General features: G+C 63.9%; 19 protein-coding genes and 1 pseudogene. 4 read left to right on the top strand and 16 right to left on the bottom strand.

What is annotated here, in order from left to right; genetic code table 11:
• From LB555_RS17740 to LB555_RS17750, 3 genes are read left to right on the top strand one after another with little or no spacing between them, the layout of a single operon-like run.
• Positions 1 to 330 (top strand): L-rhamnose mutarotase, encoded by a 330-nt coding sequence (locus LB555_RS17740; RefSeq protein WP_140661572.1) that lies wholly within the window; start codon positions 1 to 3, stop codon positions 328 to 330.
• The gene (locus tag LB555_RS17745; protein WP_224683378.1) at positions 323 to 1399 is read left to right on the top strand and encodes a Gfo/Idh/MocA family protein; all 1077 of its coding nucleotides are present in this window, start codon (positions 323 to 325) and stop codon (positions 1397 to 1399) included. The genes LB555_RS17740 and LB555_RS17745 overlap by 8 nt, the downstream gene beginning before the upstream one ends.
• Positions 1396 to 1845 (top strand): MaoC/PaaZ C-terminal domain-containing protein, encoded by a 450-nt coding sequence (locus tag LB555_RS17750; RefSeq protein WP_224683451.1) that lies wholly within the window; start codon positions 1396 to 1398, stop codon positions 1843 to 1845. Before LB555_RS17745 ends, LB555_RS17750 begins: the two co-directional genes overlap by 4 nt.
• A gap of 11 nt (positions 1846 to 1856) precedes the next feature.
• Here LB555_RS17750 and LB555_RS17755 read toward each other — a convergent pair whose 3' ends face one another.
• The 9 genes from LB555_RS17755 to LB555_RS17795 form a co-directional block, all read right to left on the bottom strand.
• Positions 1857 to 2654 carry an ABC transporter permease subunit gene (locus LB555_RS17755; RefSeq protein WP_224683379.1) on the bottom strand — a complete coding sequence of 266 codons (798 nt, stop codon included), beginning with the start codon at positions 2652 to 2654 and terminating at the stop codon, positions 1857 to 1859.
• 2 nt (positions 2655 to 2656) lie between these two features.
• Positions 2657 to 3517, bottom strand: coding sequence for a 2-aminoethylphosphonate ABC transporter permease subunit (locus LB555_RS17760; RefSeq protein ID WP_224683380.1), 861 nt, complete (start codon positions 3515 to 3517; stop codon positions 2657 to 2659).
• Entirely contained in the window at positions 3510 to 4655 is a 1146-nt protein-coding gene (locus LB555_RS17765; protein ID WP_140617479.1) for an ABC transporter ATP-binding protein, read from the bottom strand. Before LB555_RS17765 ends, LB555_RS17760 begins: the two co-directional genes overlap by 8 nt.
• 32 nt (positions 4656 to 4687) lie before the next feature.
• On the bottom strand, positions 4688 to 5716 hold the full coding sequence (locus tag LB555_RS17770) for a 2-aminoethylphosphonate ABC transporter substrate-binding protein (protein ID WP_140823461.1): 1029 nt from the start codon (positions 5714 to 5716) through the stop codon (positions 4688 to 4690).
• Between the two features lie 250 nt (positions 5717 to 5966).
• On the bottom strand, positions 5967 to 6980 hold the full coding sequence (locus tag LB555_RS17775; RefSeq protein ID WP_224683381.1) for an NAD(P)-dependent oxidoreductase: 1014 nt from the start codon (positions 6978 to 6980) through the stop codon (positions 5967 to 5969).
• A 2-nt stretch (positions 6981 to 6982) separates the two neighbouring features.
• A complete protein-coding gene (locus LB555_RS17780) occupies positions 6983 to 8341 on the bottom strand; it encodes an aspartate aminotransferase family protein (RefSeq protein ID WP_224683382.1) in 1359 nt (452 codons plus the stop codon).
• Between the two features lie 73 nt (positions 8342 to 8414).
• Positions 8415 to 9872, bottom strand: coding sequence for a phosphonoacetaldehyde dehydrogenase (phnY, locus tag LB555_RS17785; protein ID WP_140823464.1), 1458 nt, complete (start codon positions 9870 to 9872; stop codon positions 8415 to 8417).
• 93 nt (positions 9873 to 9965) lie between these two features.
• Positions 9966 to 11222, bottom strand: a complete 1257-nt coding sequence (gene phnA, locus LB555_RS17790; protein ID WP_224683383.1) for a phosphonoacetate hydrolase — start codon at positions 11220 to 11222, stop codon at positions 9966 to 9968.
• 24 nt (positions 11223 to 11246) lie between these two features.
• On the bottom strand, positions 11247 to 12446 hold the full coding sequence (locus tag LB555_RS17795; RefSeq protein WP_224683384.1) for a 2-aminoethylphosphonate--pyruvate transaminase: 1200 nt from the start codon (positions 12444 to 12446) through the stop codon (positions 11247 to 11249).
• A gap of 263 nt (positions 12447 to 12709) precedes the next feature.
• Here LB555_RS17795 and LB555_RS17800 point away from each other — a divergent pair, with 263 nt between their 5' ends.
• Positions 12710 to 13579, top strand: coding sequence for a LysR substrate-binding domain-containing protein (locus LB555_RS17800; RefSeq protein ID WP_015319069.1), 870 nt, complete (start codon positions 12710 to 12712; stop codon positions 13577 to 13579).
• Here LB555_RS17800 and LB555_RS17805 read toward each other — a convergent pair.
• From LB555_RS17805 to eutB, 7 genes and pseudogenes are all read right to left on the bottom strand, one after another.
• A complete protein-coding gene (locus LB555_RS17805) occupies positions 13576 to 16056 on the bottom strand; it encodes an FAD-dependent oxidoreductase (protein ID WP_224683385.1) in 2481 nt (826 codons plus the stop codon). The two genes, LB555_RS17800 and LB555_RS17805, sit on opposite strands and share 4 nt — an antisense overlap.
• A gap of 82 nt (positions 16057 to 16138) precedes the next feature.
• Positions 16139 to 16927, bottom strand: coding sequence for a DeoR/GlpR family DNA-binding transcription regulator (locus LB555_RS17810; RefSeq protein ID WP_041163907.1), 789 nt, complete (start codon positions 16925 to 16927; stop codon positions 16139 to 16141).
• A gap of 171 nt (positions 16928 to 17098) precedes the next feature.
• Positions 17099 to 17230: pseudogene (locus tag LB555_RS29490) on the bottom strand (FCD domain-containing protein); the annotation flags it as partial.
• 20 nt (positions 17231 to 17250) lie between these two features.
• Positions 17251 to 18252 carry a N(2)-acetyl-L-2,4-diaminobutanoate deacetylase DoeB gene (gene doeB, locus LB555_RS17820; RefSeq protein ID WP_224683386.1) on the bottom strand — a complete coding sequence of 334 codons (1002 nt, stop codon included), beginning with the start codon at positions 18250 to 18252 and terminating at the stop codon, positions 17251 to 17253.
• Positions 18253 to 18257: 5 nt separating this feature from the next.
• Positions 18258 to 19436, bottom strand: a complete 1179-nt coding sequence (gene doeA, locus LB555_RS17825) for an ectoine hydrolase DoeA (protein ID WP_015319073.1) — start codon at positions 19434 to 19436, stop codon at positions 18258 to 18260.
• Between the two features lie 132 nt (positions 19437 to 19568).
• The gene (eutC, locus tag LB555_RS17830) at positions 19569 to 20561 is read right to left on the bottom strand and encodes an ectoine utilization protein EutC (RefSeq protein ID WP_015319074.1); all 993 of its coding nucleotides are present in this window, start codon (positions 20559 to 20561) and stop codon (positions 19569 to 19571) included.
• Positions 20558 to 21550 carry a hydroxyectoine utilization dehydratase EutB gene (eutB, locus tag LB555_RS17835; protein WP_015319075.1) on the bottom strand — a complete coding sequence of 331 codons (993 nt, stop codon included), beginning with the start codon at positions 21548 to 21550 and terminating at the stop codon, positions 20558 to 20560. The genes eutC and eutB overlap by 4 nt, the downstream gene beginning before the upstream one ends.
• Between the last annotated feature and the right edge of the window lie 3 nt (positions 21551 to 21553).

Below are 21553 nucleotides of genomic sequence, written 5' to 3' on the forward strand. Positions count from 1 at the left end.
ATGCAGCGGATGGGATTTGTGCTTGGGCTGAAGCCGGAGAAGGTCGAGGACTATGTTCGCCTCCATGCCGCCGTCTGGCCGGACGTGCTGACCATGATTTCGGCATGCAACATCAAGAACTATTCCATTTACCTGAAGCGGCCGGAGAACCTGCTGTTCAGCACCTTCGAATACCACGGCATCGACTACGAGGCCGACATGGCCAAGATGGCGGCCGATCCGAGGACGCAGGAATGGTGGGCCGTCTGCATACCTTGCCAGGAGCCGCTTGCGACCCGCAAGGAGGGTGAATGGTGGGCTTCGATGGACGAGGTCTTCCACCATGACTGAGGCCGGTTTCGACCCTGCCTCACTCGTCCAGGCCTGGGCCAAACCCTCACGACCCCGACCGATCGTCACTTTTGGTGCAGGGTCGATTGTCGGCGACGCGCATTTCCCGGCCTACCGAAAAGCGGGGTTTCCGATCGCCGGTCTTTACGATCCGGACCAGGCCAAGGCGCAGGCCCTGGCCGATAAATGGGACGTGACGGCGTTCCGTTCGGTGCAAGAAGCCGCTGGAGTTAAGGACGCGATCTTCGATCTGGCAACCCCACCGGGGCGGCACGCCGATATCCTGAAGGCGCTGCCCGGCGGTGCGGTCGCCCTGATCCAGAAGCCGATGGGCAATTACCTCGGGGAGGCAAGCGAAATCCTCGAAATCTGCCGCGCCAAGAAGCTCAAGGCGGCTGTGAATTTCCAGCTCCGCTTCGCGCCGATGATGCTGGCGCTGAAGGACGCCATCGCCAAGGGCTGGCTCGGCGAGGTCGTCGATTTCGACGCCTGGCTGGCGCTGGCGACGCCGTGGCAGTTGTGGGAATTCCTGCTCAAGGCGCCGCGCGTCGAGATCGCCATGCACTCGATCCACTATCTCGACCTGATCCGGCAGTTGCTCGGTGACCCCAAGGGCGTGCATGCCAAGACGCTGGGCCATCCCAATCATTCCGTGGCGCAGACGCGCACCAGCGCCATTCTCGACTATGGCGACACCGTGCGCTGCGCGCTATCGATCAACCACGACCACAAGTTCGGGCGCCGGCATCAAGCCTGCGAATTTCGCGTCTGCGGCACCGAGGGTGCCGCCTATCTCAAGCTCGGTCTCAATCTCGATTATCCCCGGGGCGAGCCGGATATTCTGGAAATCTATCCGAAGGGCGGATCGGACTGGATCGCGGTGCCCTTGGCCGGCGAGTGGTTTCCCGACGCCTTTGTCGGGCGCATGGCAAATGTCCAGCGCTTTGCATCCGGCGAAGACGCCGAACTGATCAGTTCGGTCGAGGACGCATGGAACACAATGGCGCTGGTGGAAGCCGCCTATCGTTCGAGCGCGGCGCCGGCGACGCCGATCGCGGAAAGGCCCTGATGGAACAGATCCAGTATTTCGAGGAGTACGAGATCGGCTCGACGCGGCTGACCAGCGGCCGCACGATTACCGAGACCGACTTCATCGTCCATGCCGGTCACACCGGCGATTTCTTCCCGCACCACGTGGACGCCGAGTTCATGAAGACAACGCCGTTCGGCCAGCGCATCGCGCATGGCACGCTGGTGTTCTCGGTCGGCATCGGGCTGACGGCAACGGTCATCAATCCCGTCGCTTTTTCCTATGGCTACGACCGGCTGCGCTTCATCAAGCCCGTGTTCATCGGCGACACGATCCGCACACGCACCACCATCGCGGCCAAGGAGAACGACCCCAAGCGACCGGGTTCCGGACGCGTGATCGAGCGCTGCGAAGTGATCAACCAGCGCGGCGAGGTGGTGCTGGCGGCCGACCACATCTACATCGTCGAACGCCAGCCGGCCTGAGGCAATGTCCGCTATGCGCCGGTAGCGCGCTTGGTGATGCGCTCCAGACCGAGCAGCAAGACCAGCGTTGCCGCCACCAGGATCATGGTGAGCGCCGCCCCGGCAAAGATGTCGCCGCGATCGGTCAGTGAGAAAATCGACACCGGCAGCGTCACCCAGCCTGGCGGATAGACCATCACGGTCGCGCCAAGCTCGCCCATGGACAGCGCGAAGCTCAGCCCGAAGGCCGCGACCAGATAAGGTGCGAGCAAGGGTAGCGTGACGTGCCGGAGCCGATAGGCAGGGCGTGCGCCAAGGCTCGACGCGACCTGCTCGAAGTCGGGCGACAGCCGCGCAAGCCCGGCCGAGACATTGCCGAAGGTGAAAGCCGAGATCAGCACGAAATGCGCGATCATGACGATTGCGATCGTGCCGTTGAGCAGCAGTGGCGGATGGCTGAAGGCAACCAGCAGGCCAAGACCGACGGACACAGAAGGCACCGCGCTCGGGATGAAGAACAGGAGGCCGAGTGCCCTCGCCAGCGTGGCGCCCTGGATGCGCAGCGCAAGTGCTGCCCAGGTGCCGCTGACCAGCGCCAGCGCGCTTGCCGCGAAGCCGGTGACGAGGCTCGCTTTGACCGCGTTCCAGGCCGCGCCCTTGGCGACATCCGCGTAGTGCTCCGTGGTCAAGCCATTGGGCAGCACGCCGTTCCACTGGTCGGCGAGGCTGGACAGCAGGATCACCGCCAGCGGCGCCAGGAACAGCACGCCGAAGATCAGCGCGAAGATCACCCAGATGACGAAGCGACCGGAACGCGACCAGACCAGCATCGCTAGACTCCCAACCGGCCGGCAGCGAACCGGTAGAGACCGAACAGGCCGAGCGACAGGGCTATGTTGACCACGGCGATGATGCAGGCGACCTGGTAGGCCGATTCCTGGATCGCCTTGCCATAGATCAGCAGCGGCAGCGTGATGACGCCCTTGGCGCCGATGAACAGGACGATGCCGAATTCGTTGACGGTGAGGAGCAGGCAGAGGCTGCCGCCGGCGATGAGCGCGGGCACCGCCGCCGGCAGAATGACCTGGTGGACAATGCGGAACGGTCGCGCGCCAAGCACGCTTGCCGCTTCGATCTGACCGCGATCGACCAGCGAAAAGGCGGCAAGCAGCGGCCGCAGGATGAAGGGCGTGTAGACCGTGACCTCGGCCAGCACGACGCCCCATGTCGAATAAAGGAAGTCGACCGGCGGCAGCGGCAGCGAGAAGGCTTCCATCAGCCCGGAGTTGAGCATGCCGGCGGAGCCGTAAAGGAAGGTGAAGGCCAGCGTCACCAGGAAGGTCGGCAGGGCGATGAAAGTGTCGATCAGCCTGGCGATGAAGCCGCTGCCGGGAAACGGCACGAAGGCGAGGATCAGCGCCAGCACCAGGCCGACGACCAGGCATCCGGCCGTCGCCGTGACCGAGATCGTCACCGTGTTGACCAGCGCGTTGAGGAAGAAGCGCGAATGCAGGACGCGGACGATCTCCGCGACATTGGCGACGCCGCTGTCGTCGAGGAAGGCCTGGCGTACAATCAACGCCAGCGGATAAAAGAACAGCAGTGCCAGCAGGGCCGCCGGCGGCACGATCCACAGCCGGCCCGGCTCTCGCTTTCTGGCCGTCGGCATACCAATGGCGAGCGCTTCAGACACCGGCGTCTTCCGGGAGAAGCGACGTATCGGCCGGCGCAAAGAACAGCGGCACCTCTGTGCCGGGTTCCGGCAAGGCCATCGGCAGTTTCGTTGCCGAGACGCGCACCGGCGTGCCGTCGACATCGAGCACCAGATGCGTGAGTTCACCCTGCCAGTGCACTTCCCTGAGCGTGCCGACAATGCGGTTGGTGTGCTCGCTGTCGGCCGTCAGGCTCAGATGCTGCGGCCTGATGCAAAGCAGGCTCTTGTCGCCAACCTTCTCGCCGCGACCGGCACCGGCGAGCACGGCATCGCCATGCCTGGCCATGGCAAAGCCTTTCGGGCCGGCAGCATCGGCAACCGTCACCGGCAGAAGGTTGGCACGACCGAGAAACTCGGCGGTGAAGCGGTTTGGCGGACGGCGATAGAGTTCGGTCGTCGGTCCATGCGAACAGACCCTGCCGTCGCGCATGATGGCGATCTTGTCGGCAAGCGTCAGCGCCTCGGTCTGGTCGTGGGTGACGTAGAGGATGGTCAGGCCCGGCAGGCTGCGGTGCAGACGGGCGATCTCCTCGACCATGTTGCGGCGGATCTGCGCGTCGAGCGCCGAAAGCGGTTCGTCAAGCAGCAGCACGCGCGGCCGCACGGCAAGCGCCCGCGCAATCGCGACGCGCTGCTGCTGGCCGCCCGAAAGCTCGCGCGGATAACGCCGGGCAAACGTCGCCATGCCGACGGTGGCGAGCGCATCCTTCACCCGCTCGCCGATCAGCGCCTTGTCGGCGCCTTGTGCCCTGAGGCCAAAGGCGACGTTGTCCTCGACCCGCATATGCGGGAACAGCGCGTAGTTCTGCACCACCATACCGAGCCCACGCTCATAGGGCGGCAGATCGGTGACGTCGGTGGCGCCGATGCGGATGCGGCCGCTTGCCGGCCGCACGAAGCCGGCAACGGCGCGCAGAGCGGTCGTCTTGCCGGAGCCGGACGGGCCTATCATCGCCAGGATTTCGCCAGGCGCGATATCGAGGGTCAGCGGATGCAGGACGACATGGGCGCCATAGGCGACAACGACCTTGTCGAAGTGGACGTTCGAGCCGGCGCCGCGAACCTTCGCGGCGTCGATGTCCGTGACACTAGGGCCCGTGAAGGCGGCGGCCGACATGGCATTGTTCTCCGGATTGCTTCCCGTGCGGATCAACTTCCGGTCGCTTCGTTCCACTTCTTGACGTAGTCGGGAAGCTTGCTCAGCGCCTCGTCCCAGTTCGGCGACCAGATGGTCAGGCCTTTCATCGCCTCCTGCAGCTTGGCGAAATTGGCGTCGGACGGCGTCACGTCCTTGCGGGCCGGCATGCCGAGGGCAACGGAACTTACAGTCGCCTGTGCCTCCTTGGACAGCAGGAAGTCGATCAACTTCTTGCCGTTGTCGCTATTTGGCGCACCGGTGACCAGGCCGATTTCATAGGGCAGCGCAAAGGTGGAGCGGGTGCCATCGGGGCCAGCGGGCCAGAACACCTTGATGTTGGGATTGTCTGCCATCTGCGACATGTTCATCTGCAGGTCGCCATTGGCCACATGCAGCTCGCCCTTGTTGACCAGCGCGGTCAGCTTGCCGGTCGAGGCGGACGGGCCGACATTGTTGTCCTGCAGCTTCTTCATGAATTCGAAGCCGGCATCCTCGCCGCCAAAGGCATGGATGATCTGCAGCATGACGGCCGTCCCGTCGCCAGCCTGGCCGGGGGTCGAGTACTGGATCTTGCCCTTGAACTTCGGATCGAGCAGATCGTTATAGCTCTTCGGCGCTTCGGACAGCACGGCGCTGTTGTAGATGAAATTCATGTAGTTATTGACCAGCGGCCGATACTTGTCGGTGCCGCCGTCGATCTGGGATGCGGCTTCGGGTTTGTAATCCTGCAGCAGACCGTCCGCGGCGGCGCGCTGGATGAAGGGCGGCAAGGTCACCAGCACGTCGGCCTGCGGGTTCGACTTTTCCTTGGCGACGCGCTCGACGACGCCGCCCGAGCCCGCCTCGATATACTGAACGGTGATGCCGGTGGCCTTGGTGAAGGCTGCGAATTCGGTCTCGTACCAGCTGCCATTGCCATCATGCAGCCCATCGGCGGAGTAGACGGTGACGACGCCGTCGGCAAGTGCCGGCCCAATGAGAGCCGCCGACGCGAGCAATGCGGCGAAGGCCCCGACCATGGTTGCGTTTCTTGATTTCATAACCAGTTCCCCTTTGATTGAAGGCACATTCTGCGATGCACTAGGACCAACCGGCCTTTGGGTCTCTGGCGGACGTTGAGCCGGTTGGATGTCTTCGTTGTGACAATTCTGGGGATTGGGCATCGATAAGTAAAATCTATTTATTTTATGAGAGCCAAACTTTCTCTGATATTTTTCATGGAACTGTCGCATCGATGTCGTGGATACAAATATGCTGCGCCGATGGCGGCTATCCGTTTGAAAATATAGGTTATCGGCCGAACACAATGCCTGCGGTCTGCGCCCGCAATCGCGGATCATGCGAGCGGATGGTCACTGGCCGGCCTTCGAGAACTTCGAAACAACGCGCGAGCGTGTCGTCTTCCAGCCGGCGCATCGCCTCGTAGGTGAAGAAGGTAAGATGCGGAAACAGGATCACATTGTCGCGACCGAACAATGCGCTCATCGGATGGCCAGACCTCGCCAGCGGCTCGACCGAATAGACATCGAGCCCGGCACCACCGATGCGACCGGCAACGATCGCCTCGACGAGCGCCGCCTCATCGATCAGCGCACCGCGCGAGACATTGATGATGATGGCCGACGGTTTGAGGCAGGCGAGCTCATGCTTGCTGATCAGGCCGCGTGTCTCGTCGTTCAGCACGCAATGCAACGAAACGAAATCACAGGCACGCAACATGGCGTGCAGGTCGTCGGCCTTCTCGATGCCCGCGGCGCGCATCGTCGCGGCATCGACACCGGGATCAAAACCAACGACGCGCACGCGAAACCCCTGGCCGGCCATGCGCGCCATGCTGCGGCCGATCTTGCCGCAGCCGACCAGCCCAAGCGTGGCGCCTGATATATCGCGTCCCAGCCAGCGCTGTTCGGGCCAGATCCAGCCGTCTCGCGTCATCGCCGCGGCAATGGCGGGTAGCCGCTTGGCCAGCGCGATCATCAGCGCAAAAGCGCCTTCGGCGACGGTTTCCTCGGCATATTCGGGCACGTTCACGACGGGGATACCGCGCCGCATGGCGGCAGGGATATCGATGGCGTCGATGCCGACGCCATATTTGACGATGCCCTTCAACCTGGGCGCCGCGTCGATCACCCCCGCAGTGATTGGCGTGTAGCACATCAAGAGCAGATCGGTGTCGGCGATCGCGGCTTTGAGCTCCGCCTCGGGGATGCCATCCGGCAGCGTTACCAGCTCGACGCCCCTTGCCCGCAAGCCGGCATCGATGCCTGGGCATTCGAGCTCGCGGTCGGTGCGGACCGCTTTCACGGTCAGGCCGTCAACACGGCGCGTTCGACGATGTCGAGCGCACGGTCGAGATCGGCTTTCGAAATCACCAGCGGCGGCGACAGCGTCAGCACGTTGCCGTGGCTGACCTTGAAGCTCAGCCCCTGTTCGAGGCAGGCATAGAAGACGCGTTCGGCAAGATCGCGCGCGGGCTGGCGCGAGGCCCGGTCCTCGACGAGTTCGACGCCAACCATCAATCCCCTGCCCCTGACGTCGCCGACATGGGGCGAGCGCCCCATCAGATCCTGCATGCGTCCCAGCATATGCCGGCCAAGCTCGGCCGCACGTTCGACCAGTCCTTCTTCCAGGATGATGTCGATGGTCGTCAGCGCCGCACGCGTCGTCACGGGGTTTTTCTCATGGGTGTAGTGACCGATGGCAAAGCCGCCGGTGACGTCGAGGTCGCGGCGGGCGATGACGGCGGCGATCGGCAGGATGCCGCCGCCGAGTGATTTGCCGAGGACAACGATGTCGGGCGTTACGCCGTCATGCTCATGGGCGAAAAATTTTCCGGTCTTGCCGAGGCCGGTCGGAATCTCGTCGAAGATCAGCAGCGTGCCGTGCCTGTCGCAGGCCTCGCGCACGCGCTTCCAGAAGCCAGGCGGAGGTGGATTGGGCGTCGCGCGCATCGGCTCGGCAACGACAGCCGCCACGTCCTGCTCGCGGCCGAGAACGTAGGCGATCATGTTGGCGCAAGCGAGCCCGGACGCTTCCAGCGTGTCGTGGCCATAGGGGCAACGATAGCCATCCCAGGGCGCGACATGCTCGGTGCCGGTCATCATTGGGCCTGATATATGCGAGCGGAACGTCGCCTCGCCGCCGACGCTGGCCGCGCCGAAGCCGGCGCCATGGAAAGCATCCCAGAACGACACCGTCTTGAAACGGCCGGTGGCCGCCCGCGCGATCTTCAACGCGACCTCGATGGCATCGGAGCCGCCGGTGGTGAACAACACCTTGCCGAGATCGCCGGGAGCCAGCGCGGCCAGTTTTTCGGCCAGCTCGACGGCGGGCTCGCAGGTGAAACGGCGCGGCGCGAAGCAGAGGTCGTCGAGCTGCTTCTTGATCGCCGCCACCAGTTTTGGGTGGCCGTAGCCGAGGTGATGCACGCTGTTGCCGTGGAAATCCATGAAGCGGCGGCCGGCGGTATCCTCGATCCAGATGCCTTCCGCCCTAGCGATCGTCGAAAGACAGGGGCTGGACAGGCTCTGGTGCATGAAGGCGGCGGCGTCGCGATCGAGCAGGCCGCGAATGCGGGGATCGTCCTGGCCGGTATCCCAGCGGCCGCGCGCCGCCGTCGTGTTGGAATCGCCTTCGGTATGCACAAGCTCTGATATCGCGGCCATCATTGTCTCCGAAATGCGAATGAGGGAGCGTGGGACGCTCCCTCGGTTTGTTCCGCCAGCTTATGTGATCCGGTCAGGACCAAGGCAGCGAAAATGTCTTCACATTGGTGTAGCTCTTCATCGCCTCGATGACGCCTTCCTTGTAGCCATTGCCGCTGTCCTTGATGCCGCCGAAGGGCGACATCTCGATGCGGTAGCCCGGCACTTCCCAGATGTTCACCGTGCCGACCTGCAGGCCGGCGATGTATTTTTGCATGCGGGGAAACGAATTGGTGCAGACGCCCGACGACAGGCCGAAGGCGGTCGAGTTGGACAACGCGATCAGTGCTTCATCGTCATCCGGCGCGCGCACGATCGGGATGATCGGCCCGAACGTTTCTTCCATCACCAGTTCGGATGTGTGCGGCACGCGGTCGACGACGATTGGCGGCAGCAGCGCACCCTGACGACCCGGGTTGTAGAGGATCTCTGCCCCCTGCTCGGCCGCCATGTGGACGCGCGCTTCGAACAACGCCGCCGCCTTCTCATGCACGACGGTGCCGAGATCGGTCGAGCGGTCCATCGGATCGCCGAAGCGGATCTTCTTGGCCCGCTCCAGCACCAGCGGCACGAAGCGGTCGGCGACGCTTTCCTGGACGAGGATGCGCTTGACCGCCGTGCAGCGCTGGCCGGAGTTTTTGGTCGCACCGGCGACCGCGAGATCGGCGGCCTTGGCCAGATCGTCATCGGAGAGATCGTTGAGGATGATCAGCGGATCGTTGCCGCCGAGTTCCAGCACCTGGCGCCTGTAACCGGCGCTGCGGGCGATCATCTTGCCGACCGGCACGCCGCCGGTGAAGGTGATCAAGTCGATATTCTCGTTGGTGATCATCTCGTTGCCGATGTCGACCGGCCAGCCGGTCACCACCGAAAGCATTTCCGGCGGCAGGCCGGCTTCATAAAGAATGTCGGCCAGCACCAACGCCGTCATCGGCGTCAGTTCGGTCGGCTTCACCACCACGCAATTGTTGGTGGCGATGGCCGGCGCCACCTTGTGCGAGACCATGTTGAGCGGATGGTTGAATGGCGTGATCGCCGAGATAGCCTTCAGCGGCTCGCGCGTGGTGAAGATCTTGCGCGCCTTGCCGTGCGGGGTGAGGTCGCAGGAGAAGATCTGGCCATCGTCCTGGATGCACATCTGCGCCGACAGCGTGAACACATCATAGGCGCGGCCGACTTCGTAGAGCGAGTCGGCCTTGGAGATACCGAGCTCGAGCGTGATCAGATCGGATATTTCTTCCCGGCGCGACGCCAGTGCTTCCGCCGTGCGGAACAGGATCTGCTGGCGCTCGTAGCGCGTCAGCTTCGACTTGTAGCCTGCAGCGATCTCGAACGCCTGGCGGGCGTGTTCGGCGCGGCCGGCGGGGACGGTGCCGATGACGGTGTCGTTCCAGGGGTAACGCACCTCGACAACACCACCGGCATCGACCTTCTTGCCGGCAATGCGCATCGGCTCGTGGCGAACTTTGATGGCAGGGTCAAGCTTGGTCATGTGCTCTGCTCCGGCAGATTCTTGGGTACGTCGCGGCGAGGGGTCGACCAGCGCCATCATGGAGGCGACACCTACCGGCACCCGACCCATCCGTCACGCGAGCGCCGCGGCAAGCGTGGCGTAGTAGAAGGCGTCGAAGTTCCTCAGCGCCGGCTCATTGGGCATATCCGGCAGCACGCGGTTGACGATGAACGGCACTTCCTGCTCGGTCAGCCCGCCATGCGAGCGCAGCGGCTCGTTCAGCGCCGCCAGATCATGGCGATGTTCCGATGTGCCGATCGTCTTGTTCTCGGTCGAGACCAGCACGATGTCGCCGATGCGGTCAGCCGGCAGTTCGAAGCGCTCACAGGCCGTCCTGCTATCGACGACCAGCATGATGCCGTCAACCTTGGCCAGCCGCGCCATGATGCCCGCCTGGTCCGCGCCATCAGGCAAATAGGCGGTGGCGAAAGAGCCCAGCGCGCCATGGTGCACGACATAGGGGTCGGTGATCGGCAGGATGACGCGGGCGGCATCCTTGCCCAGCCATTCGTCAAGCAGGTCCTGGACGTAGACGACGTCGGGCGCACCGCCGGCCTTGTGCTTGGGCTTCATGCCATGGTCGGCGGTGACAACGATCGCGGCGCCCAGCGCATCAAGTTCGGTCAGGTACTTGTCGAACATCTCGTAGAAGGCGTTGGCCTGCGGCACGCCCGGTGCGTATTTGTGCTGCACGTAGTCCGTCGTCGTCAGGTACATGATGTCGGGGCGGAATTCCCGCAGCAACTGGACGCCGGCGGCGAAGACGAATTCCGACAGTTCGGCCGAATAGACTTCCGGCACAGGCAGGCCGAAATGCTTCGAGGCATTGTCGATGCCGTGCTCGCCAACCGTGGTTGTATCGGACTTCTCCGCCGAAAAGCACAGCGCGCGCCCTTCGTCGAAAGACAGACCCTTGCCGAGCAGCGCACGCAGTTTGTCTTTGGCGGTGACAACGGCAACCTTGGCGCCCGCATCATAGAAGGCCTGAAAAATGGTCGGCGCGCGCAGGAAGCGCGGGTCGTTCATCATCACTTCCTTGCCGGTCTCGCGCTCGTAGAGATAGTTGCCGCAAATACCGTGCACCGAGGGCGGGCGACCGGTGGCGATCGACAAATTGTTGGGATTGGTAAAGCTCGGAATGACCGAGTGTGCGAAACGCACCGTGCCCTTCTCCTTGATCCTGACCAGGGCCGGCATCAGCCCGGCCTTGATCGCTTCATCGAGATAGGCCGGCTCGCAGCCGTCGAGGCAGATGGCGATCGCCGGCACGCGCGGCCAGGCGTAGGTGCGGCCGTTGACCGCGACGTTGATGGGAGACATCTGGTTCATCAAAAATCCTCGAAATCGGCCGCTTCAGGCGGCGAGTTTGGCGCGCTCGGCGATTGCCGCGGCGGGTGGAGCGGCGGTGTCGACGCCCATTTCATCAAGCGACTGCGCCGCCGCCTCGACGACGCGACGCATGACATATTCGTCCATCTGGCCGATGCAGCCGACACGGAAGGAGTCCACGACCGTCAGCTTGCCGGGGTAAATGATAAAGCCCTTGTCCTTCATCAGTTCGTAGAAGCGATCGAAGGCGAAGTTGGCGTGGGCCGGGTTGAAGAAGGTGACGATGATCGGCGACAGCCAGCGGTCCTTGAGCAATGTCTCGAAGCCGAGTTCGCGCATGCCCGACACCATGACGTCGCGGTTCCTGGTGTAGCGGGCACCACGGCCGGCGACGCCGCCTTCAGCCTCATGCTGGCGCAGCGCCTCCAGGAAAGCGGCGACGACATGCGTCGGCGGCGTGTAGCGCCACTGGCCGGTCTTGTTCATGTGCGCCCACTGCGCGTGGACGTCGAGCGACAGGGAATGGCTGCGCCCCTTGGCTGCCTCGAGTTCGCTCTTGCGGGCGATGATGAAGCCGAAGCCGGGCACGCCCTCGATGCACTTGTTGGCCGACGAGACCATCGCCTCATAGCGGATCTCGTTGACGTCGAGCGCGACGGCGCCGAACGCGCTCATGGAATCGACCAGCAGCTTGCGGCCCTTGGTGTGCACCGCCTCGGCGATCTCGGCGACCGGGTTCAAAATGCCGGAGCTGGTCTCGCAATGAATGGCTATGACGTGGGTGATGGCGTGGTCGGCTTCGAGCGCTGCCGCCACCTCGTCGCCGCGCGGCGGCAGGTAATCGCCCTTGTCGATCAGCGTATAGGCCCGGCCGAGATACTGCATGGTCTGTGCGGCGCGAAGGCCGTAGGCACCATTGGCCAGCACCAGAACCTTGCCATCCCTAGGCACGAACGACCCCAGCATCGCCTCGACGCAGAACGAGCCTGAGCCCTGCATCGGCACGCAGTCGAACTCGCCGTTGGTGTCGCCGGTCAGCGCCAGCAGGCGGCGGCGCATGTCTGATGTCATGGCGCGGAAGTCGCCGTCCCACGATCCCCAGTCGCGCAGCATCGCCTGCTTGACCGAATAGGCCGTGGTGAGCGGCCCGGGGGTCAACAGATAGGGCTCGCCCAGCGCCGGCCTGGCCAGCGGCTCCGCGGCAAATTTCGTTTCGGCGAGCATGATGTCCTCCGACAGGTCGCTGCTTTTTTGATCTGGCGCCATTGTTGGCTGACGGCATATATTTGTAAAATCGTTATTTTGTATCGATGTATCGATTTCAGTGATGATCTGATACAGACAGCAGAAGCTGCACGGCGCTCGTGACAGCTTCGTGAAACCGGCAGGCCATTCCAAGACATAAACCGAATCGTTTGCCTCCGGCTTTTGCATAGCAGGGCTTATGATAGGCTGCTGGTAACCAGAGAGGCTCGGGAGCGAAGAAGATGCGCTATGTTCAGTTGCGGGCCTTTCATCAAGTGGCGATCTCCGGCGGCTTTTCGCGGGCGGCCGAAGCACTGTTCCTGACCCAGCCGGCGATATCGGACCAGGTGCGCAAGCTTGAGGAAGAGTATGATGTCCTGCTGTTCAATCGTAACAAGAAGCAGGTCACGCTGACCCATTCCGGCCAGAAACTGCTCGAAATAACCCACCGCATGTTCGACACCGAGCAGCAGGCGCTTGAGCTTCTGACCGAGTCGCGCGCGCTGCGCTCCGGCACGCTGCGCATCGTCGCCGACGCCGCGCATCATCTGCTTCACATTCTCGGCAGCTTCCGGGCCCGCTATCCCGGAGTGCAGGTCTCGGTGCGTGCCGGAAACACCGAGACGGTGATCAGCAGCCTCTACAGCTACGATGCCGATATCGGCGTGCTGGGCGAGGTGCCCGCCGGACGCGACTTCGAGGTGCTGAAACTGAACTCGACGCCGATCATAGCCTTCACCTCGATCGATCATCCGCTGTCGGGGAAGAAATCGCTGACGCTCGCGCAGCTCGCACAGGAATCCCTGGTCATGCGCGAGCGCGGCTCGAAGACGCGCCAGAAGCTCGAAGACCTGGCCGCCGCGTCGAAGGTCGAACTCAGGCCTGTGATCGAGGCAGAAGGCCGCGAAGCCGTGCGCGAAATCGTCGCCTCGGGCGCCGGTATCGGCTTTGTCTCGGCGGCCGAATTCGGCCAGGATTCGCGGCTCGTCCCAATCACCATCGACGCGCCCGAGACCTTGATGGACGAGGCGCTGATCTGCCTGCGCGAGCGCAGCGGCGGCAAACTGGTGCGCGCCTTTCTCGACATGGCGCGCTCTATGTCGACGGATTAAGCCGCGGCACGAACCTCCACCACATCGGCTTTCACCCGCTCCGATTTCGGATCGTAGGGGCTGCGCAGATGCACGGTAGCCGCATGGCGTACGCCGGCTAGATCGATCTCGAAATGGCCGCCGCTCAGGAACACAGCATCCACGCCGGTTTCGTTTTCGATCAAGCCGAGCGCCACTGACCGGCCAAGCGTATGGCCGTAGGCGGCCGAGCGGACCTCGCCGACCGGCCTGCCGTCGCGCAGGACCAACTCACCGCCCCACAGCATCGGCTCGGTGTCGTCGAGCGTAAGGAGCACGATACGCTTTGCCGGTGCCGACGACGAGGGTTTCGCGACGGCAAGCGCATCGCGGCCGATGAAGCCACCTGGCTTGTCCATCGCCACGGCGAAGCCAAGCCCCGCCTGCCAGGGATTGATATCAGGCGTCAGTTCCCGACCCCAGGCCCGAAAACCCTTTTCAATGCGCAAGGCATCGAGCGCGTAGTAGCCGGCGTCGGCCAAGCCGAATTCACGGCCGGCCTCGTGCAACGCCTCGTAGACGCCGACGGCGAATTCGGCCGGCACGATCAGTTCCCAGCCGAGTTCGCCGACATAGGTCATGCGGTTGGCATAGGCAGTGGCGTAGCCGATATCGATTTCGCGAATGCTGGCGAAGGGGAAGCCGGCGTTGGAAAGATCGGCCGACGACAGTTTGCAGAGGAGATCGCGCGAACGCGGCCCCATCAACGCCAGCACCGCGTAAGCAGAGGTAACGTCGGTCAGGACGGCGTGGGCATGGGCCGGAATGTTCTTGACGATCCAGTCGGCATCGTGGACCGCCTGGGCGGAGCCGGTAACGATGAGGAATCTTTCCGCGCCAAGCCGCATCACGGTGAGATCGCTTTCGTAACCGCCGCGCGCATTGAGCACGCCGGTGTAGACCGACGTGCCGACCGGCACATTGATGTCGCCGGCGCAGATGCGGTTCAACACGGCACAGGCATCGCGGCCCTGGACAAGAAGCTTGGCGAAGGAGGTCTGGTCGAAGATGGCGACGGCTTCGCGCGTCGCCTTCATCTCGCGCCGCACGGCCTCGTGCCAGTTCTGGCGACCGAAGGCATAGTCGTTCCCGGCTTTCTCTCCCGGCGCCGCGAACCAGTTGGCACGCTCCCAGCCCATCTTGGAACCGAAGCAGGCGCCCTTGGCGGCGAGCCGATCATAGAGCGGCGAGCGGCGGAACGGCCGCGCGGTATCCAATTCGCGGTTCGGCCACGGCATGGCGTAATGCAGGCCGAGCGTCTCCTTGACGCGGTCATGCAGCCAGCGCGGATTGTTGTTGAAAGCGGCGAAGCGCCTGATGTCGACCGGCCACAAATCCATGGTCGGCGCGCCGTTGACGATCCATTCGGCCAGTGCCTTGCCGGCGCCACCGGCACTGGCAATGCCCATCGAATTGAAGCCGGCGCCGACATAGAAATTCTTCAACTCCGGCGCCTCGCCGAGGAGGAAATTGTTGTCCGGCGTGAAGCTTTCGGGTCCGTTGTAGAATTTCTTGACTTCGGCCTGCGCCAGCTGCGGCACGCGCACCAGCGCGTTTTCCATCAGGATCTCGAACTGGTCCCAGTCGTCGGGCAGCAGCGCGAATTCGAAATTTTCGGGAATGCCGTTCATGCCCCACGGCTTGGCGTGCGGCTCGAAGCCACCCATCACCAGACCGCCGACCTCCTCCTTGAAGTAGATGAAGCCATCGGGGTCGCGCATGACAGGCAGGTCCGGATGCACACCCTCGATCCGGCCGGTGACGATGTACATGTGCTCGGCCGAATGCAGCGGCACCGAGACGCCGCACATCAGCCCGACCTTGCGCGCCCATTGGCCTGCGCAGTTGACGACGATCTCGGCGGCGATGTCGCCGCGGTCCGTCTCGACGCCGCAGGCGACGCCGTTTTTCACCGTGATGCCGGTGACCTGCACCCGCTCGAAGATTTTGACGCCACCATTGCGCGCGCCCTTGGCCAGCGATTGCGTGAGATCGGTGGGATTGGCCTTGCCGTCTCCGGGCAGCCAGACGGCGCCGACCAGATCGTCTGTTGCCATCACCGGCCAGAGCTCGGCTGCCTCGCGAGGCGAGATGACGTCGATCTCGACCCCTTGGGCACGCGCCGACGCGGCCGTGCGCTTCAACACCGCCATGCGGTCGGTGGTGCGCGCGACGGACAACGAACCGCAGTTCTTCCAGCCGGTGGCGAGGCCGGTCTCGGCCTCCAGTTCGCTGTAGAGCTGCGTGGAGTACCGGATCAGGCTGGTCATGTTGGAATGGCTGCGCAGCTGACCGACAAGACCGGCCGCGTGCCAGGTGGTGCCGCCGCTGAGCTGTCCCTGCTCAAGCAGCACCACATCGCTCCAGCCCAGCTTGGTCAGATGATAGGCCACCGAGCAGCCGATGATGCCGCCGCCGACAATGACAATTCGAGCCTGGGTGGGAAATTCATGTGCCATGAGCGTTCCGCCATTTGAGGGATGGCCGAGACATTACCATGGGAAAACCAAATATCAACTCATAATATCACAAAATATCACATCAAGCTGCAACGATGAGTTCAGGCCCCCTGTGCGAAAGCGCCTCGGCAAGCGCGAATTCGGGGTCGGTGTCGACGATTACCCCAGCGGCACGTTCGAAATTCGGAATTCTGAGCGGCGTCAGCTTGCCGAATTTGCTGCTGTCGAGCACGAAATAGGCCTTGCCGGCGAGGCTGATCATCCGGCCCCGCTGTTCGGCCCCGGCGCGGGTGAAATCGGTCACCTCGCCGACCGGAGACAGCGCTCCGCCACCCAGAAAGGCCATATCGACGCGAAAGCGCGCCATCGCATCGAGCGTGTCGATGCCGGAAGCCGCCTCCTCGCCCGGGTCGACTTCGCCGCCCAGCATGTGCACGCGCATGCCGGGAACATGGCATAGGTGCAGCGCTATCTTCAGGCTGGCCGTGCAGATCGTCAGATCGCGCAGTTCCGTCATTGCATGCGCGATGGCCAAAGTGGTGGTGCCGGAATCGAGAAAGACCACCATGCCATCCCGGACCAGCCCGGCGGCCGCCCTGCCGATCGCGGCCTTGCCTTGGGCATTTTCCTGGCTGCGCTGGCTCATCGCGGGTTCGCTCGGTTCGAAGCGGGCGGCCCCGCCATGCACGATGCCGAGCCTGCCCTGGTCGGAAAGCAGCTTCAAATCGCGGCGGATGGTTTCGCGCGAGACGTCGAAGAACCCAGCCAGTTCGGCGACGCTAACGGAACCCTGGGCGCCCAGCCGCCGCAGGATCTCGTCATGGCGGCGCGGGGCAAGGGCACGTGCCGGCAGGCGGCTGACGGGAGACATGGCATCCTCGTGTCGAGCATTGATGTTGCAATATGTGGCAGCGAACCGGCGCGGTGGCAACCACGCGCCACGCTTGCGGGCGGCCCCCTGCCCTTCGGGCTTAGAATTTTCGCGACAACCGCCGCCATCCGTCGCGTTGACCAGCGTGTCGCTTCCCTCGCGAAGATGCTGTCTCAGAACGCTCACCGCCTTCTTGCCATCGCGCCGGCGGCAGGCGGTCAGCAGATCGCGGTGTTCGCTCTGCGAGCGGGTGCGATAATCCGGATTCGACAGCTCGAGCAGAAGAGTGGGTCCGCCCGGCATGGTCCGGGCGGAGAAATCAGTCAATCGACCTTTACGGCGACCACCGCGGCGCAGTCGCCGGCCTTGACCAGGCCAGGGAAATGCCGCGCCGCCAGCATGCCCGACATTTTGGCCCGGATTTCCCGCGGCGCGACGCCGGTGCGGCCGGTGGAATGAATGCGGGCCACCACCGCGCCTTCTTCGACAGGTTCGCCGAGATCGACCATGGTTTCGATCATGCCGTCATCCTCGGCGAAGCAGAAGCAATCGCCCGAGGGCATGTCCAGCCACTGCGTTCTGCCCGTCTCGACCGCCCCGGCGACGATACCAGCATGACGCAGCACGTTGAGGATGCCGCGGCGCGCGATCCGCACCGTCTCGGCTCGCGACGTACCGCCACCGCCGAGCTCGGTGGTGACGAAGACCTTGCCCATCTCTTCGGCCGCCGTGTCATACATGCCGATCGCATCGATCTCGGTCATGCGCATCGAGAATGGTGCCGAGAATGCCGCCACCGCGGCAAAGGCTTTCTGCTCCAGCGCCTTGTCGGGCAAAGTGTGGGCGGCACAGAACGGTACGAAATCCAGCGTCCTGCCGCCGGAATGGAAGTCGAAGACGATGTCGGCGTGGGGAAGCAGCTCGCGTTGGAAATAATCGGCGATCTTCTGCGTCACCGTGCCGTCGGGCCGGCCGGGGAAACTGCGGTTCATGTTGCCCTTGTCGATCGGCGAGGTGCGCGTGCCGGCCCGAAAAGCAGGATAGTTCATCGCCGGCACGACTATGACGGTGCCGCTGACCTGGCTGGGATCGAGCGTGCGGGCGAGTTCGTAGAGCGCCAGCGGCCCTTCATACTCGTCGCCATGATTGCCGCCGGTCAGCAGCGCCGCCGGCCCCTTGCCGTTGCGGATGACGCAGATCGGGATCATCACCGAGCCCCAGGCCGAGTCGTCGCGGCTATAGGGCAGGCGCAGGAAACCATGCTGGACGCCGTCACGATCGAAATCGACGGTCGGCGTGACCGGCGACGGGCGAAGACTGGACATCGGGCTCAATCCTTCACCACCAGCTTGCGCGGCACGTTGGCCAGGCACTCCACACCGGTTTCGGTGATCAGGATGGATTCAGTGATCTCCAGCCCCATCGTCTCCAGCCACAGGCCGGTCATGAAATGGAAGGTCATGCCGGGCTTGAGTTCGGTGCGATCTCCGGGGCGCAGGCTCATCGTGCGCTCGCCCCAGTCCGGTGGATAGGAAAGCCCGATCGAATAGCCGGTGCGGTTGTCCTTGACGATGCCGTATTTCTTCAACACGGCGAAGAAGGCATTGGCGATGTCCTCGCAGGCATTACCCGGCTTTGCGGCGGCAAGGCCAGCTTCCATGCCTTCCAGCGTTGCCTTCTCGGCATCGAGGAATTCCTGCGTCGGCTTGCCGAGGAAGACGGTGCGCGACAGCGGGCAATGGTACCTGTTGTAGCAGCCGGCGATCTCGAAGAAAGTGCCCTCGCCCGACTTCATCGGCTTATCGTCCCAGGTCAGGTGCGGCGCCGAGGCGTCGGCGCCCGAGGGCAGCAGCGGCACGATCGCGGGATAGTCACCGCCAATGCCGCCGACGCCGCGCGTGCCGGCATCGTAGATCTCGGCGACGAGATCGTTCTTACGCATGCCGACTTCGATCTTGTCGACGATGCGCTGGTGCATCGCCTCGACGATACGGGCGGCCTTGCGCATATAGTCGATCTCGGTTGGGCTCTTCACCGCGCGCTGCCAGTTGACCAGCGCGGTGGCATCGACGAAACGGGCGTTGGGCAGATGCTTCTGCAGCGAGGCGAAGGCGGCGGCGGAGAACCAGTAATTGTCCATCTCAACGCCGACGGTGAGCTTGCCCCAGCCGCGATCGGTCAGCACACTCGACAGGAAATCCATCGGGTGGCGCTCGGTCGACTGCACATAGTGGTCGGCATAGCCGACGATGTTGTCATGGGCGAGGTAGGCGGTGCGCTTGGCGCCGTTCGCGTCCTGGCCACGGCCGTACCAGACCGGCTCGCCCGATGGCGGCACGATGACCGCCTGGTGGACGTAGAAGGACCAGCCGTCGTAGCCGGTGAGCCAGGCCATGTTGGAGGGATCGCTGACGATCAAAAGATCGACGCCTTTCGCCTCCATGGCTTTCCGCGTCTTGGCGAGGCGTTCCGCATATTCGCTTCGCGAGAATTTCAGGTTTGGCAGCATTTTGTTGGTCCTCGTTTGTTGGGGCTGGAGCCCGTTTCAACTCGTTGAATCCGGCTCCAGGGAATTTTTTGATTGAGCATGATGCTGGGGAAACCGGTTGCCATTTTCCGGATCATGCTCCTGCGGCCGGCGTCAGCTTTCAAAGATCGTTCCGGCTTTCGCGGCCAGCGCACGGTCGCGGGCGAGCGTGGCGATCGCCGTATCCTGCACGCCCGTGCCGGTCAGATCGGCGATGGTGATGTCGCCAGCCGAGCGCCGGCCATGCCTCGCGCCGGCGATGATCTGGCCGAGCTCGGTCACCTCCGCGTCTCCAGCCATCAAGCCCGCCGCGATGGCATGGTGCAATTCGCCCAGGCGCCGCGTCTGTTTCGCGCTGTCGGCGACATAGAGATCGGCCATGCGCAGGATCGCCGGCGCTATCTCGTTCTTGTGCTCGGCGTCCGAACCCATGGCGGTGATGTGCTGGCCGGCCGAGACAAACCCTGCCTTGATCAGTGGTTCGGTCGACGGGGTGGTCGTGACGATGATGTCGGCACCGGCAACAGCGTTGGCTGCGTCAGTCTCGGCGCGCACGTCGATGCCGAGCCTTTCGCGTAAGGTGGCCGCGGTCACTTCGGCCTTGGCGGCATCGCGCGCCCAGATGCGGGCCTGCGTGATCGGCCGCACCAGCATCAGCGCTTGCAGTTGCAGCCCAGCCTGCACGCCGGCGCCGAAGATCGAGGCGACCGACGAGTCCGGCCGCGACAGATGCTTGGCCGCGACGGCTCCCGCAGCAGCGGTGCGGACATCGGTGAGATAGCCGTTGTCGAGCAGCAAAGCCTCGACCAACCCTGTCTTCGACGACAGCAGCACCATCATGCCGTTGACGCTGGGCAGGCCAAGTTTGGGATTGTCGAAGAAGCCGGGGCTGATCTTGATGGCGAAGCCATCGATACCAGGCACATAGGCGGTCTTGACGTCAACCTCGCCGCGATGCTGCGGGATATCGAGCCGCAGGATCGGCGGCATCGCCACCGGCAGCGTGGCGAGCGCACGAAAAGCGTTCTCGACACAGGCGACGGCGTCGAGATCGAGCGTCACGATTGCGCGCAGTTCAGCTTCGGTGAGGATGGTCATCCTGCTCATGCGGCGCGCTCCGAAATCGATGGCATTTCCCCGCAGACAATCTTCCTGTGCAGTTGCATGTCGATGTTGCGGCCGGAAAGCAGAACCACAACCGGCCCCTCCGCCTTGACCTTGCCGGCGAGCAGCGCCGCGATGCCTACCGCACCGGCTCCCTCGACGATCTCGCGTTCCTGTTCATAGGCGTGGCGAATGCCGGCAGCGATTTCATCCTCGCTGAGCAGGACGACATCGTCGAGCAGGTCGCGGCACATGGCGAAGGTCAGCCGGTTGTCGAGGCCGATGCCGCCGCCGAGCGAATCCGCCAGCGTCGGCAGTTCCTCGACCAGCACAGGGCGGCCCGCATCGAGGCTGGCCTTCATCGCGGCGCCCCGCGCCATCGACACGCCGACGACTCTTGTTCCGGGACGGACACTTTTGACGGCCGCCGCTACACCCGAGGCCAACCCACCTCCGGACAGTTGCACCAGCACCAGAGCTGCATCCGGGACCTGGTCCATCACCTCCAGCCCGAGCGTGCCTTGACCGGCTATGATGGCCGGATGGTCGAAGGGCGGCAGCATGACAAGCCCCTCCTCCGTCACCAGCCGCTCGACCTCGTGCTGGGCATCGTCCTGGCTGTTGCCGACGATACGGATTTCCGCGCCGAGGCGGCGAATTTCGTCCAGTTTATTCCTGGGTACCAGTCGAGACATGCAGATCACAGCACGCATGCCCTCGAGCTTTGCCGCATGCGCAAGCGCACGGCCATGATTGCCGGTCGATGCCGCGACGACGCCGCGCGCCTTCTCCCTTGCGCTGAGCGAAGCGACGGCGTTGGAAGCGCCCCGCAATTTGAAGCTGCCGGTGGTCTGGCGGTGCTCGAGCTTGAGTTGAACCGGGACGCCCAGCCTTTCGGAGAGACTTGCCGAAAGCACGATCGACGTGCGCTCGATCTTGCCGGCAATTCGCTCGCCCGCGGCACGGATATCGCCAAGGGTGACGGTCGCCATGGT

Source organism: Mesorhizobium sp. BR-1-1-10 (assembly GCF_020165595.1).
In the GTDB taxonomy this organism is placed as follows: Bacteria; Pseudomonadota; Alphaproteobacteria; order Rhizobiales; family Rhizobiaceae; genus Mesorhizobium; species Mesorhizobium australicum.

What these genes read in the sequence shown, in the direction of transcription:
- eutC (WP_015319074.1), bottom strand. Translation starts at nt 20,561, where the DNA reads ATGAGCAGGATGACCATCCTCACCGAAGCTGAACTGCGCGCAATCGTG.
- LB555_RS17770 (WP_140823461.1), bottom strand. Translation starts at nt 5,716, where the DNA reads ATGAAATCAAGAAACGCAACCATGGTCGGGGCCTTCGCCGCATTGCTC.
- phnA (WP_224683383.1), bottom strand. Translation starts at nt 11,222, where the DNA reads ATGAACCAGATGTCTCCCATCAACGTCGCGGTCAACGGCCGCACCTAC.
- LB555_RS17780 (WP_224683382.1), bottom strand. Translation starts at nt 8,341, where the DNA reads ATGGCCGCGATATCAGAGCTTGTGCATACCGAAGGCGATTCCAACACG.
- phnY (WP_140823464.1), bottom strand. Translation starts at nt 9,872, where the DNA reads ATGACCAAGCTTGACCCTGCCATCAAAGTTCGCCACGAGCCGATGCGC.
- LB555_RS17745 (WP_224683378.1), top strand. Translation starts at nt 323, where the DNA reads ATGACTGAGGCCGGTTTCGACCCTGCCTCACTCGTCCAGGCCTGGGCC.
- eutB (WP_015319075.1), bottom strand. Translation starts at nt 21,550, where the DNA reads ATGGCGACCGTCACCCTTGGCGATATCCGTGCCGCGGGCGAGCGAATT.
- LB555_RS17805 (WP_224683385.1), bottom strand. Translation starts at nt 16,056, where the DNA reads ATGGCACATGAATTTCCCACCCAGGCTCGAATTGTCATTGTCGGCGGC.
- LB555_RS17795 (WP_224683384.1), bottom strand. Translation starts at nt 12,446, where the DNA reads ATGCTCGCCGAAACGAAATTTGCCGCGGAGCCGCTGGCCAGGCCGGCG.
- doeB (WP_224683386.1), bottom strand. Translation starts at nt 18,252, where the DNA reads ATGTCCAGTCTTCGCCCGTCGCCGGTCACGCCGACCGTCGATTTCGAT.
- LB555_RS17800 (WP_015319069.1), top strand. Translation starts at nt 12,710, where the DNA reads ATGCGCTATGTTCAGTTGCGGGCCTTTCATCAAGTGGCGATCTCCGGC.
- LB555_RS17740 (WP_140661572.1), top strand. Translation starts at nt 1, where the DNA reads ATGCAGCGGATGGGATTTGTGCTTGGGCTGAAGCCGGAGAAGGTCGAG.
- LB555_RS17755 (WP_224683379.1), bottom strand. Translation starts at nt 2,654, where the DNA reads ATGCTGGTCTGGTCGCGTTCCGGTCGCTTCGTCATCTGGGTGATCTTC.
- doeA (WP_015319073.1), bottom strand. Translation starts at nt 19,436, where the DNA reads ATGCTGCCAAACCTGAAATTCTCGCGAAGCGAATATGCGGAACGCCTC.
- LB555_RS17810 (WP_041163907.1), bottom strand. Translation starts at nt 16,927, where the DNA reads ATGTCTCCCGTCAGCCGCCTGCCGGCACGTGCCCTTGCCCCGCGCCGC.
- LB555_RS17765 (WP_140617479.1), bottom strand. Translation starts at nt 4,655, where the DNA reads ATGTCGGCCGCCGCCTTCACGGGCCCTAGTGTCACGGACATCGACGCC.